Annotated in this window: 8 protein-coding genes; 2 read left to right on the plus strand and 6 right to left on the minus strand. The window is 68.7% G+C overall.

Annotation, left to right across the window (positions count from 1 at the left end):
• Positions 1-144: 144 nt before the first annotated feature.
• From HOV77_RS33630 to HOV77_RS33640, 3 genes are all read right to left on the minus strand, one after another.
• Complete coding sequence (locus HOV77_RS33630; protein ID WP_290870104.1) at positions 145-984, minus strand: DegV family protein; 840 nt, start codon at positions 982-984, stop codon at positions 145-147.
• A gap of 34 nt (positions 985-1,018) precedes the next feature.
• On the minus strand, positions 1,019-1,444 hold the full coding sequence (locus tag HOV77_RS33635) for a DUF5818 domain-containing protein (protein ID WP_290870107.1): 426 nt from the start codon (positions 1,442-1,444) through the stop codon (positions 1,019-1,021).
• A gap of 132 nt (positions 1,445-1,576) precedes the next feature.
• Positions 1,577-6,451 carry an NAD-glutamate dehydrogenase gene (locus tag HOV77_RS33640; protein ID WP_290870110.1) on the minus strand — a complete coding sequence of 1,625 codons (4,875 nt, stop codon included), beginning with the start codon at positions 6,449-6,451 and terminating at the stop codon, positions 1,577-1,579.
• Positions 6,452-6,624: 173 nt separating this feature from the next.
• On the opposite strand from HOV77_RS33640, the gene HOV77_RS33645 reads away from it, so the two are divergent.
• A complete protein-coding gene (locus HOV77_RS33645; protein ID WP_290870113.1) occupies positions 6,625-8,550 on the plus strand; it encodes a penicillin-binding transpeptidase domain-containing protein in 1,926 nt (641 codons plus the stop codon).
• A gap of 211 nt (positions 8,551-8,761) precedes the next feature.
• Positions 8,762-10,795, plus strand: a complete 2,034-nt coding sequence (locus tag HOV77_RS33650; protein WP_290870115.1) for a glycosyltransferase family 39 protein — start codon at positions 8,762-8,764, stop codon at positions 10,793-10,795.
• 9 nt (positions 10,796-10,804) lie between these two features.
• Here the strand turns inward: HOV77_RS33650 and HOV77_RS33655 are convergent, their stop codons facing one another.
• From HOV77_RS33655 to HOV77_RS33665, 3 genes are all read right to left on the minus strand, one after another.
• On the minus strand, positions 10,805-12,040 hold the full coding sequence (locus HOV77_RS33655) for a cation:proton antiporter (RefSeq protein WP_290870118.1): 1,236 nt from the start codon (positions 12,038-12,040) through the stop codon (positions 10,805-10,807).
• A gap of 213 nt (positions 12,041-12,253) precedes the next feature.
• Positions 12,254-12,655 (minus strand): hypothetical protein, encoded by a 402-nt coding sequence (locus tag HOV77_RS33660; RefSeq protein ID WP_290870121.1) that lies wholly within the window; start codon positions 12,653-12,655, stop codon positions 12,254-12,256.
• Between the two features lie 237 nt (positions 12,656-12,892).
• Positions 12,893-13,387: a MarR family transcriptional regulator gene (locus HOV77_RS33665; RefSeq protein WP_290870124.1), complete on the minus strand. Its 495-nt coding sequence runs from the start codon at positions 13,385-13,387 to the stop codon at positions 12,893-12,895.
• Positions 13,388-13,399: the final 12 nt, after the last annotated feature.

A 13,399-nucleotide genomic window follows, 5' to 3' on the forward strand; every position in this document is an offset into this window, starting at 1 on the left:
ACGTATCGCCGCCATGATCACGTCGATGGCGTACCACCCGCGTAGTCAGCGCTCACGATCCGCGGCGGTCCAGCGGGCGCGCGGCGGTCCGGCGGGCGCGCGGCGGTCCAGCGGGCGCGCGGCGATGCGGGCGGGAGTGGCGGCTCAGCGGTGGACGATGACTCCGACGACGCCGGGCCCGACGTGTGCGCCGATCACGGCGCTGACCTCGGTCGTGTAAAGCGCCCGGAGGCGACTGCCCAGCCGGTCGCGTACGGTCGCGGCGATCTGCTCGGCACGTTCCGGGGTGTCGAGGTGCTGGACGGCGACGTCCACCTCGGACTGATCACCGGCCGCGGCGACGGCCAACTCCACCATCCGGTCCAGCGCCCGGGAAGTCGTGCGTACGCGATCTCGGGAGACGATCGAGCCGTCGACGACGTGCAGGATCGGCTTGACCGCAAACGCCGTGCCGACCAGGGCGGATGCCGCTCCGATCCGGCCGCCCCGACGCAGGTGTTCGAGGGTGTCCACGACGAAGTAGGTCTCCGTCCGGGTCACCGCCGTCGCGGCCGCCTCGGCGACCGCAGCGAGATCGCCGCCGGAACCCGCCGCCTGGAACGCCGCGAGAACGGGGAATCCCAGGCCCATCGCGGTCGACCGGGAGTCCACGACGCGTACGCGGCCGGCGAACTCACGGGCGGCCAGTTCGGCGGATTCGTGCGTACCGGAGAGGGCGGCCGACAGGTGCACGGAGACCACTCCGGACGCGCCGCCGTCCAGCAACGCCTGGTACGCCTCGGCGAACTCCGCCGGGGCCGGCCGGGACGTCGTGACGGTGAGCTTGGGATTGCGCAGCGCGGCGGCGACCTCGGACGAGGAGACCTCGACGCCTTCGGCCCGGGCGACGCCGTCGATGACCACCGCCAGCGGAACGACCCGGATCCGGTCGGCGAACTCCGCGGGCAGGCCCGCCGTCGAGTCGGTGACCAGAGCGATCGTCATGCAGCGAACGGTAGCCGATCAACCTGGGTGATGGTCAGAGACGTTCTGCCGACGCGACCTCGAACGGAGTTCCGATCTGGCAGATCGTCGCGATGTCGTCGCGAACCCGGCCGGTGACGCGTACGCGCGCGCCCGGAGTCAGCACGTCGAGGTCGGCGGTGCCGATGAGCTGGTAAGTCTTGCCGTTGTCGGCGTTCAGCCCGAGGCAGCCGCCTTCCACCTCGGACTTGACGACGGTCCCGGTCAGCACTGTGCCCGCCTTCGGTGACGCGGGCGTCTTCGTCGAGGGCAACAGCCGGCTCGGGGTCGGCGACCCCGCCCCCGGAGTCGGGCTGCCACCTGAAGACGAGGAAGGAGACGCCGACGCAGACGGCGATGGGGAGGCGGACGGTTCTCCCGAGGAGCACCCGGCGAGGAACGCCACCGCCATCGCGCCGACCGCGAGATATCGAGCCACCATTCGCTCAGGGTAGCCCACCCCACCCCGTCGCGTTGATCATGAACCTATGGTCCGGTTCTGGGCCCGAAGGGAACCCTAGGTTCATGATCAACGCGAGTGGGCGACCGCGGCCGAAAGCGTTGGAGGAAGGGGTCAGCGCATGACGAGCGTGCGGATCTGCCGCAGGAGCACCGACAACGCGGCGAGGTCGGCCCGCGAGCTGTCGAACTCCCCGATCGCGTTGAACGCCCGGGTGATGGACGCCTCGTTGACCTGCTCCCACTGGTTGACTCGCTCCTCCGGGGTGAGGTCGGACGCGTCCGGGGACGCGGCGAGCACCTCGGAGGTGAGGGCGGCGAGGGCGGCGTACAGGTCGTAGCGCAGCGCCATCCGGGCCAGCGTCTGCCACCGGTCCTCGCGGGGCAGCAGGGAGATCTTCGTCAGCAGGTCGTCCGCGCGGAACCGCTCGGACAAGACGAAGTAGACCCCGGCCACCTCGTCGAGGTCGCGGCCGGTCAGATGGGCGACCTCGACCACGTCCAGCAGGCCGAAGCTGTGCAGGATCTGGGTGCCCCACTCGGCCAGCTCGGTCGGGACCTCCAGCTCCACCAGCTTCTGCGAGTGCTTGGCCAGGGCGTCCCGCTCGACCCCCAGGAACAGGCGCTTGAGCCGGGGCAGCAGCGCTGCGACGCCGGGCTGGAGTCGCGCGATCTCGGCCGGGACGTCCAGCTGACGACGCGACTGGACGAGCCAGCGCACCGCCCGGTCGAGCAGCCGCCGCGCCTGGAGGTAGATGATCGTCTGCGCATCGGTCGGGATGCGGTTGTCCTGCTCTTCGACCGCCGCCCACAACCGGGGCAGGTCGAAGACGTCCCGGACGATCACGTACGCCCGCAGCACGTCCGCCGCGTGGGCGCCGCTCTCCTCCATGGCGCGGAAGACGAACGAGATCCCGCCGCGGTTGACCACCTCGTTGACGATCGCCGTGGTGACGATCTCCCGCCGCAGTGGGTGTTGCGCCATCGCGTCGGTGCACCGGTCTCGCAGTGGCGTCGGGAAGTAGTCCGACAGCAGCTGGTGAGTCCACTCCTCGTCGGGCAGATCGGAGTGGAGGATGTCCTCCTCCAACCCGATCTTCACGTACGCCATGAGCACCGCGAACTCCGGCGTGGCCAACCCCTGACCGGCCGTGAAGCGGGTGGCGAGCTCGTCGTCGGTCGGCAGCCCCTCCAACGCCCGGTCGAGCCGGCCGGACTGCTCCAGCGTGGTGATCAGCCGCCGGTGCACGGGCAGCAGTGAATGCGCCTGCGAACGAGCCGTCCCCAGGGCGGTCGCCTGCTGATAGTTGTCGCGCAGGACCAGCTCGCCGACCTCGTCGGTCATCTCGGCGAGCAGCAGGTTGCGGTCTTCCAGGCTCAGCTCCGGCTGGGCCGACAGCAGGATCTTGATGTTGACCTCGTGGTCGGAGCAGTCCACGCCGGCCGAGTTGTCGATGAAGTCGGTGTAGACGTGCCCGCCGGTCTGGGCGAACTCGATCCGCCCGCGCTGCGTACAGCCGAGGTTGCCGCCCTCGCCGACCACCGTCGCGCGCAGATGAGCGCCGTTGACCCGGATCGAATCGTTCGCCTTGTCGCCTACCTCCGCATGCGACTCGGTGGTCGCCTTGACGTAGGTGCCGATGCCGCCGTTCCAGAACAGCTCGACCGGGGCGAGCAGGATCGCCTTCATCAGTTCGGTCGGGCTCATCGAGGTCGCCGTGTCGGGCAGGCCCAGGACCGCCCGCATCTGCGGGGACACCTCGATCGACTTCGCCGTACGCGGGAAGATGCCGCCACCGGCGGAGATGAGCGACGCGTCGTAGTCCGCCCAGGACGATCGAGGCAGGTCGAACAGCCGCTTCCGCTCGGCCCACGAGCTGGCCGAGTCGGGATCGGGGTCGACGAAGATGTGCCGGTGGTCGAACGCGCCGACCAGCCGGATGTGCTGCGACAGCAGCATTCCGTTGCCGAACACGTCGCCGGACATGTCCCCGACGCCGACGACGGTGAAATCCTCGTTCTGGATGTCCTTGCCCAAGTCCCTGAAGTGGCGCTTCACCGACTCCCACGCGCCGCGGGCGGTGATGCCCATCTTCTTGTGGTCGTATCCGGCCGAACCGCCGGAGGCGAAGGCGTCGCCGAGCCAGAATCCGTAGCTCAGCGAGATCTCGTTGGCGATGTCGGAGAACGTGGCCGTTCCCTTGTCCGCCGCGACCACGAGGTACGTGTCGTCGCCGTCGTGGCGTACGACGTCGATCGGGGGCACGACCTTGCCGGCGTCGAGATTGTCCGTGACGTCCAGCAGCGCCGAGATGAACAACCGATAGCAGGCCACGCCTTCGGCCATGAAGGCATCGCGGTCGGTCGCCGCCGGGGCCTGCTTCAACACGAAGCCGCCCTTCGCGCCGACCGGCACGATGACGGCGTTCTTCACCATCTGCGCCTTGACCAGGCCGAGGATCTCGGTGCGGAAGTCGTCGCGCCGGTCGGACCAGCGCAGACCGCCCCGGGCGACGGCACCGAACCGCAGGTGCACGCCCTCGAACCGCGGCGAGTACACGAAGATCTCGTATTTCGGGCGGGGTGCGGGCAGCTCGGGGATCGCGCGCGGGTCGAGCTTGAAGGCCACGTAGGACTTCGGGCGGCTGTCGGCGCCTTTCTGGAAGAACGACGTCCGCAGAGTGGCCTGGATCAGCGTCAGGTAGTGCCGCAGAATCCGGTCCTGGTCCAGGCTCGTGACCGCGTCCAGCTGCCGGTTGATCGAGGCGATCAGCTCCTTGCCCTGAGTCGACCGGTCCTCGTCGGACAGCTTCAGCTGCGGGTCGCAGCGCGTCTCGAACAACGCGACCAGCGCGGCCGCCAATTGCGGGTACGCGATGAAGGTCTGCTCCATCGACTCCTGCGTGTAGACCGTCCCGGTCTGCCGCAGATACTTCGCGTACGCACGCAGCACGACGACCTGCCGCCAGGTGAGCCCGGCTCGCAGCACGAGTTCGTTGAACCCGTCGATCTCGGCCTCACCCCGCCAGGCGGCGGCGAAGGCGTTCTCGACGTGGGCGCGTACCTCGGCCATCTCCCGGGAGTTCTCGGGCAGCTGCAGGCCGAAGTCGTAGACGAAGACCCGGCCGTCTTCGCGGTGGATCTCGTAGGGCCGCTCGTCGGTCACGCTGACGCCGAGCGAGTGCAGCACCGGCAGGACCGCCGAAAGCACCATCGGCTCGCCGAATCGGAAGATCTTGAACCGGACGTCCCGGTCGTCCTTGCGACGGCGGAACAGGTGCAGCTCGAGCTGACCGGGTTCTTCCAGCAACTCCAGCTTGGCGAGGTCCTGCATCGCCTCGTACGCGTTGTACCCGTCCTTGTACGTCTCGGGCAGCGCGTCGGCGTACCGGCCGAACAGGAACTTGGCCTGCTCGTCGCCGAGTTTGCGGGCGAGGACGAGCTTGAAGTCGTCGTCCCAGGCCCGGGTGGCCTCGGCGAGCTTCTCCGCTAGCGCGTCGGCGTCGATCGCCCCGGGCGGAGCCGTCGGATCGACCCGGACGATGAAATGCACTCGGGCCAGCGGACCTTCGGTGACCTTGGTGGTGTAGTCGAGCCCGACGCCGTGCAGCTCCTGCAGCAGGATCTCCTGCATGGCGAGCCGGTGCTGGGTGGTGAACCGGTCGCGCGGCAGGTAGACCAGGCACGAGATGAACCGGCCGTACGCGTCGCGCCGCAGGAACGCGCGCAACTGCCGCCGCCCCGCCATCCGCAGTACGCCCACCGACGCCTGGTAGAGGTCCTCGGTGCTGATCTGGAACAGCTCGTCGCGTGGATAGCTCTCCAGGATCTCCAGCAGATCCTTGCCGGAGTGGCTGCGCGGGCTGAGCCCGGACCGGTCGAGCACCTCGGCGACCTTGCGGCGGACCACCGGCAGATCCCGGACACTGCCCCGGTACGCGGCCGAGCTGAACAGTCCGAGGAACCGGATCTCGCCGTCGACCTGGCCGGCGGCGTCGAACGTCTTGAAGCCGATGTAGTCCAAGTACGCCGAGCGGTGGACCGTCGCCCGGGAGTTCGCCTTGGTGATGATGAGCAGCCGCTTCTCCAGCGCCTTGCGGTACGCCTCCGGCGTCATCGAGGCGAGCTCGCGCGGGTGCGCCTGATCGTTGCGCAGTATGCCCAGCCCCGTGCCCGGGACAGCGGTCAGCAGATGCCCCTCGACCAGCTTGTACTCACGGAACCCGAGGAACGTGAAGTGATTGTCGGCCAGCCAGCGCAGCAGCTCGACCGAGTCGGTGATGTCCTTGTCCGGCACCGGCAACTCGGCGGTGGACAGATCGTCGGCCAAGGCCAGGGCACGGGCGCGCATCTTGGGCCAGTCCTCGACGGCTTCCCGCACGTCGGTCAGCACCCGGCGCAGCTCCTCGCCGACCTGCTCGGTCTCGACCGCGTCCCGGATCGGGTCGGTCTCGATCCGCATCCAGCTCTCGATCTGGTCGCCGGCGATCGCGTCGTCGGGCTCGACGTCGGCACAGACCTCCACCAGCTCGCCCAGCTGCTCTCGGCGTACCACTAGAAGTGGATGGACCAGCATGTGCACGTCGAGATTGCGGGCCGACAAGGCCGCGGTGATGGAGTCCACGAGGAAGGGCATGTCGTCGGTGACGATCTCGATGGCCGTGTGATGGCCGTCGGGAGTGAGCGCGATGCGCAGCTTGAGCTCCCCGGCGACGCGGCTGGCCGCCAGCTCGCGGTGCGCGCGCACCGCGGCGAGCATCGCGCTGGGAGTCTGGCCCACGAGCTCCTCGTCCGGGGCGAACCGCCAATAGCGGCCCACCAGCTGGGCGGTGTCGAGATCCTCGCCGGCCAGCGCGACCGCGGTGGCCACGAGGCGTTCGGCGTTGGGCAGATCGTCGTCGAGATCAGCGGAGTCGTCCGCGACCTCTTCCATGGATTCGGCGTCGAGGTCGACGCTTTCGCCGCTCAGCAGGCCACCTTCTGGTGACATCACAACCGCTCCCCTCACCCACCACGCTGTGGGCTCGTCTGTCCCTTCCACCCTAGCCGGGACCACTCAATCAACCGCCTACGGGCCGTGCCGGATCGCACAACGCGGGCGACACCCGCACACCGGGGATACGCGGCTGCGCTAGTTGGCGGTCTTCGCGCAGAATGGTCGTCATGTCAGCCCCCTCGCGCCGCCTGCTCGCCGTCACGCTCGCCGCGGTCCTCGCGGCCACCACGCTCGCCGCTTGCACGAAGGAACCCGAGCCGGGCTCGGCGCTGGACGCGTTCGCCGCCGGCTGGCCGGGCTCTTGGGGCGACAAGGTCACGTTCGTCGATCCGGATAACAAGACCGTTTCGGGCACAGACGTCGCCACTCAACTCAAGGCGTACGCCGGGACGCTGACCCCGCCCACGGTGAAGTCCGAGGGCAAACCCGCGACCACCAAGGATTCTGCGACCGGGAAACTGCACCTCAACTGGACGCTGCCGGACGGCGCTCACTGGGAGTACTCCACGGAAGTGAAGCTCACCAAGGGCAAGGTCAACGGCGAGGACGCCTGGAACGTGGTGTGGCAGCCACAGATCGTGCACCCGGATCTCCAGCCGGGGGCATCGCTGGCGACCAAGCAGATCAAGGCCCAGCGCGGCGGCATCGTCGACGAGAAGGGCGAGGCGATGATCTCGTCCCGGCCGGTGGTCGTGGTCGGCGTCGAACCGCGGAAGATCACCAACCTGCCCGCGCTGACCGCCCTGCTCGACGCCGCGTTCAAGTCGATCAAGGTGGCGGTGGACCTCGGCGACCTGGCCGAGCGCGTCAAAGCCGCCAAGCCGGACTCTTTCGTCGAACTCGTGACGTTGCGGCGGGAGGCGTACGACCAGATCCGGAACGACATCCGCAACCTGGACGGCACGGTGTTCCGGGAAGAGACCCGTGAACTCGCCCCGACCCGAGTCTTCGGACGGGCTCTGCTCGGCTCGGTCGGCGAGGTGACCAAGGAGATCATGGACGCCAACCCGGGCAAGTACCAGGTGGGCGACCAAGTCGGGTTGTTCGGGCTGGAGAAGAAGTACGACGAGCGGCTGCGCGGAACCGACGGCTTCCAGGTCGTCATCACTAGCAAGACGTCCACCGGGACGACCCGGGAACAGCAGGTCTACGACACCGACGCGGTCAACGGCCAGCCGTTGAAGGTCACGCTGGACACCAAGGCGCAGAACGCCGCCGACGCCGCCCTCGCCACCAAGACCGATCGGCGTACGGCGATCGTCGCGATCCGGATCAGTGACGGGCACGTCGTGGCGGTCGCCAACGGACCCGACGGCGGTGGCGACAACCTGGCGTTCCTCGCCCAGGTCCCACCGGGCTCCACGTTCAAGGTCGTCACGGCGTACGGGGTCCTCGACAACGGTTCGGTCACCTCGAACACCGTGGTCAACTGCCCCAAGACGTTCACGGTCGACGGGCGCGTCTTCAAGAACGCGCACGACTTCGAGCTCGGCGCGGTCCCGTTCCACACCGACATCGCGAAGTCCTGCAACACCGCGTTCGCGTCGCTCGCCCCGAAGCTCGGCCCGGACGGGCTGGCCGCCGCCGGCACCGCGCTCGGCCTCGGCACCAAGTGGGACATGGGCGTCGACTGCTTCACCGGGGCGGTGTCCTCGGGTGGTTCGGCCGCAGAGCGCGCTGCGGCCGCGTTCGGTCAGGGCACGACGATCGTCTCCCCACTCGCCATGGCGGGCGCGATCGCAGCCGTCGCCCGGGGCAAGTGGAAGCAGCCGATCCTCCTGCTCGACCCGGCTCCGGCGGCGGTCGCCGAGGACGGCCCCACCCTGAAGACCAGTACGCTCAACCAACTGCGCCCGGCCCTGCGTGAGGTCGTCACCAGCGGCACCGGAAAGGCGCTGGCGGATGTGCCCGGCGGCCCAGTCAGCGGCAAGACTGGGACGGCGGAGTTCGACGCGAACCCGGCCCACACGCACGCCTGGTTCGTCGGCTGGCAGGGCGACATCGCCTTCGCCGTGTTCGTCGAGAACGGCGGCGACTCGACCGCTTCCGCTGTTCCGCTCGCGGAGGCCTTCCTGCGCGCCTTCAACAAGTAGCCCGCTCATTTCGAGCGCTGGATCACGGATCTGGGTCGTATCCCGCCCAAGATTCGACCAAGAACCCTGATCCAGCGCGAAAGCGCAGCGCCAAGCCAAACCGCAGCGCGAAAGCGCAGCGCCAAGCCAAAGCGCAGCGCTAAGGGAAGTTCTCAGGTGGCGCACAGGCCGGTCCGACCAGCCGCCCACGGAGAAAGCCCAGCCTGGGTGCATGACCATCGCAGAAGACCGCGTGCAAGAGACGCCGACCGTGGTGCCCGAGCCGACGAACGGGCGGGCGGAGCGGAGAAAGCCGAGATGGGAGCGGACGGCGCTGCTGGCCCTGCTGATGGCGACCGGCGTCCTCTACATCTGGGGACTCGGCAAGTCCGGCTGGGCCAACGCGTACTACTCGGCCGCGGTCCAAGCCGGTTCGCAGAGCTGGAAGGCGATGTTCTTCGGCTCGTTCGACTCCTCGAACTTCATCACCGTCGACAAGACGCCCGCGTCGTTGTGGGTGATGTCGATCTCCGCCCGGATCTTCGGCGTGAACTCGTGGAGCATCCTCGTTCCGCAGGCGCTGGAAGGAGTCGCCGCAGTCGGCGTGCTTTACGCAGCCGTACGCCGTTGGTTCGGTCCGGCAGCGGGCCTCCTCGCGGGCGGTGTCATGGCGTTGACGCCGGTCGCAGTGCTCATGTTCCGGTTCAACAATCCCGACGCGCTGCTGGTTCTGCTGCTCGTCGCGGGGGCGTACGCCGTCACCCGGGCGGTGGAGCAGGGCAAGACGAGGTGGCTGTTGCTGGCCGGTGGGCTCGTCGGCTTCGCCTTCCTCGCCAAGATGCTGCAGGCGCTGCTGGTCGTCCCGGCGTTCGGCCTGGTCTACCTGATCGCGGCGCCGGTCGGCTTCTGGAAACGGGTATGGCAGCTGCTGGCCGCGCTCGGCGCGATGATCGCCGGTGCCGGATGGTGGATCGCGATCGTGTCGCTGTGGCCCGCGTCGTCCCGCCCGTACATCGGCGGCTCGCAGTCCAACAGCATCCTCGAGCTGACCCTCGGCTACAACGGCTTCGGCCGGCTGACCGGTGAAGAGGTCGGCAGCGTCGGCGGCGGTGGCGGCGGCAACGGCGGCATGTGGGGCTCGACCGGCCTCACCCGGCTGTTCGACGGCGAGATCGGCGGCCAGGTCGCCTGGCTGCTCCCGGCCGCAGTGATCTTCCTGATCGGCGGCCTGCTGCTGAGCCTGCGAGCTGCGCGTACCTCCCGGATGCGGGCCGGTCTGCTCCTCTGGGGTGGCTGGCTGCTGGTCACCGCCGGGACGTTCAGCTTCATGGCCGGCATCTTCCACGCGTACTACACCGTCGCGCTCGCGCCCGCGATCGGCGCGCTCATCGGCATCGGCGCGGTCTCGCTCTGGCAACACCGGGCGCATGTCATGGCTCGCTCGATCCTCGCGGCCGCGCTCTCGGTCACTGCAGTCTGGTCCAGCGTGCTGCTCGGTCGGAGCGCCGACTTCGTGCCCTGGCTGCGTACCAGTGTGGTCGTAGTGGGATTGCTCGCGGCCGCGGCGCTCCTCGCGTTGCCCTGGTTGCGCTGGCGTCGCGTGGCCGTAGTGGTCGCGGCCGTGGGCATCGCGGTCGGCCTGGCGGGCCCCGCAGCCTACGCGCTGGACACCGCCGCGACCGCGCATACCGGCTCGATCCCCACCGCGGGCCCGTCGGTGCAAGGCTCAGGCTTCGGCGGCCGGATGGGTGGTGGCGGTCAGCGCGGCGGCTTCGGCAACGGGGGCCTGCAGCCGCCCAATATGGGTACGCAGAATGGCGCGGTCCAGCCCGGCAACGGCCAGATGGGGTTCCCGGGAACGGGCACGCGCACCGACGGCGGCTTCCGGATGGGCGGCGGCGCGGGCGGCCTGCTCGCCGCGTCGACGCCGGACAGCGAGCTGGTCAAGCTGCTGCAGACCGATGCCGATCAGTACGCCTGGGCCGGCGCGGCGGTGGGCTCGCAGAACGCGGCGGGCTACCAGCTCGGCAGCGGTGAGCCGGTGATGAGCCTGGGCGGCTTCAACGGCAGCGACCCGTCGATCTCGCTGGCCGACTTCCAGAAACTCGTCGAGCAGAAGAAGATCCACTACTTCCTCGGCGGCAGCGGATTCGGCGGGATGTCCAACGGCGGCAGCAACTCGGCGTCGCAGATCGCGAGCTGGGTCACGCAGAACTTCACCGCCGAGACGGTCGGCGGCGTCACCGTCTACGACCTGACCCGGTAACACCACGCCCTACAGAGCCTCGGGCTCAGCGGGCAGGGAGACCGGTGCGTCCCGTGTGGACGCGCCGGTCTCCTGCGTACTGCCGCGCTGTAGGCGCATGGCGACCTGCGGGAAGATCAGGATGGACAGCGCGCCCGCCGCCACCAGCGACGCGTCCAGTGGAGTCGTCAGTACGCCGTCCTGCGTGCCGATGGTGGTGATGACCACGATCAGCGGCAGTGCCGACGCACCGAACAGCGCCAGCGACAGCCGATCGCGTACGCCGGGCAGGTCCCGCCAGTGGATCAGGAAGATCGGGCCCCCCCGGACGACGAACAGCGCCAGCACGAACAGCGCAGTGGCCAGCAGTCCCTCGATCGAGGAGAGCGCCCCGAGATTCAGGTTGATCCCGCTCACCACGAAGAAGATGGGGATGAGGAAGCCGAATCCGATCGCGTCCAGCTTGGCCTCGACTTGATGGGTCAGCTGCTCCGACGCCGGGCGCATCGCGAGGCGTACGACGATGCCGGCCGCGAACGAGCCGAGCAGGGTGTCCAGTTCGAACCGGTACGCCAGCCACACCATCGTGACCAGCACCAGCAGAATGAGCCGGATCGCCAGCTGAGCCGAGGTATGCAGAGTCCGGATGACCAGCCGGGACATCCGCGGCGACGGAGGCTGCCGGGCGAGGTGGGCGGCGCCGATGGCGATCGTGGCGAAGACCCCGAGCAGCACCATCGAGTGCACCGGGTTGTCCGTCGTCAACACCACCGAGATGGCCACGATCGGCGCGAACTCCCCGATCGCGCCCACCGCCATGACCCGGTTGCCGAACGGCGTACCGAGCATTCCCCGGTCGCGGAGAATCGGCAGCAGCGTGCCCAAGGCGGTGGTGGTCAGGGCCAGCCCGATGACCATCGTCTTCAGCGAGAACCCCGTACGCAGCGCGACGATCCCGAGCCCGACCGCCAGCGAGCACAACCACCCGGTGACCGCCAGCGTCAACGGCCGCCCCCGGAGCCGCCCGAAGTCGATCTCGTAGCCGGCCATGAACATGAGCACGGCGAGACCGAGGCTGGACAGCGCACTGATGATGTCGTCGACCTTCGCCCACCCCAGCACGAACGGTCCGACCAGTACGCCGAGGATCAGTTCGACGACGATGGTCGGGATCACGATCCAGCGCGACAGCCGGTCCACCACGATCGGCGAAGCCACCGCCGCGATCGTGATCAACAGCAGGGTGAGCAGCGTAGACGAGGTCACGGGATCATGCTCACACCCGCGATGGAGATCCCGGGCCGAATCGCCGACCTCCGCTCGTCCTCATGATCGTCGGCACCCGACATTCTTGGCGCGCCACACGCCCTTGATCGTCGGATGCCGACAATCGTGAACGGTTTAGTGCATTGATCGTCGGCACCCGACGATCTTGGGTGCCGGGACCGAGCCGCGGGTCGGTCACGGAGTCGCGGGAACTCAGGCTGTGGTCGAGATTCCGTTCGTGGTGTCGGTGACGGTGACGTTCGTCCACGTGAGCGTCATCGGCGGCGAGCACGGCGGCGAGATGTTCGCGACGATCGTCAGGGAGAAGTTCGCCCGGCCGTTCTGCACCGGGAAGGTGCCGTCGGCGGAGAAGCTTCCCTTGTTCTCGGCGCTCGGGTGGTGGCCACCCTTGTTGACGCACAGCGCGGTGGCGCTGACGACGATGTGGACCTGGGACTCGTTGCCGAGGCCGGCCTCCTTCCCGCTGACGGTCAGGGAGCTGCCCGAACTCGACGCCGACACGGTGACGAAGTGCGGGCTGCCGGCCGACGCCGGCGGGGCTGCGAGGACGACGGCCGCGACGAGAGCGCCAAGTACGACGATGAACCGGCGCATGATGATGCCTCCAGAAAAGACGTGGAACGGCATGCGGTATTGCCACCCGGGATTCGGGCGCGAAAGTGTGCGGAAGCACTCGCGAATGGGTGCCTTCCACTGCCGCCTCGACGAGATCCGTCGGTGAGAACCAGCAGGTCAGCGGCGTTATGAGAACCCATACAAGGTCATGGGCTATGGCACAGAATATGCCAGGGTCCGGCGCTGATGGGCCCTCCGTTCGGCCCATTCTGCGAGCTATTCCGCAGCCGATTCCGCAGCGTCGGACCCACCGCTGAGAGCGTCTTCCAACCGGGCGTCTTCGGCGAGGGCCCGGCCGAGGATGTCCATCGCGTCCGCGACGACCCCTAGCTCGTCGACGCTGAGGCGGGCGAGCAAACGGCGGGAGTGCTCCTCGCCGACGGTCATGATGTCGTCCACCACCTGGGTGCCGCGCTCGGTCAGCTCCACTCGGCGTACGCGCCGGTCCTGCAGGTCCTCCCGGCGGCTGACGTAGCGCCCGGCGACGAGGCGGTCGACGATGCCGGTCATGGTGGCCGGGCTGACCCCCATCTTCACCGCGAGCTCGTGCCCGCCCTGGCCGCCGTGCAGCCGCAAAGCGAAGAGGATCTTGAGCTGCGACATCGTCAGGTTGACGGCGAAGAACGGGTTGGATCGATCTCGCGCCATCGCCAACTGGAACTGCCGCTGACCGGCCATGATCCGCGCGATTGCCGCGTCTTTGCTGGTCACCGCTACTCCTGT

This window comes from Hamadaea sp. (assembly GCF_013362815.1).
Lineage (GTDB): Bacteria > Actinomycetota > Actinomycetes > Mycobacteriales > Micromonosporaceae > Hamadaea.

Excerpts from the sequence above, each read along its gene's own strand:
- HOV77_RS33635 (WP_290870107.1), bottom strand. The coding sequence starts at position 1,444 with ATGGTGGCTCGATATCTCGCGGTCGGCGCGATGGCGGTGGCGTTCCTC.
- HOV77_RS33645 (WP_290870113.1), top strand. The coding sequence starts at position 6,625 with ATGTCAGCCCCCTCGCGCCGCCTGCTCGCCGTCACGCTCGCCGCGGTC.
- HOV77_RS33660 (WP_290870121.1), bottom strand. The coding sequence starts at position 12,655 with ATGCGCCGGTTCATCGTCGTACTTGGCGCTCTCGTCGCGGCCGTCGTC.
- HOV77_RS33640 (WP_290870110.1), bottom strand. The coding sequence starts at position 6,451 with ATGTCACCAGAAGGTGGCCTGCTGAGCGGCGAAAGCGTCGACCTCGAC.
- HOV77_RS33650 (WP_290870115.1), top strand. The coding sequence starts at position 8,762 with ATGACCATCGCAGAAGACCGCGTGCAAGAGACGCCGACCGTGGTGCCC.
- HOV77_RS33630 (WP_290870104.1), bottom strand. The coding sequence starts at position 984 with ATGACGATCGCTCTGGTCACCGACTCGACGGCGGGCCTGCCCGCGGAG.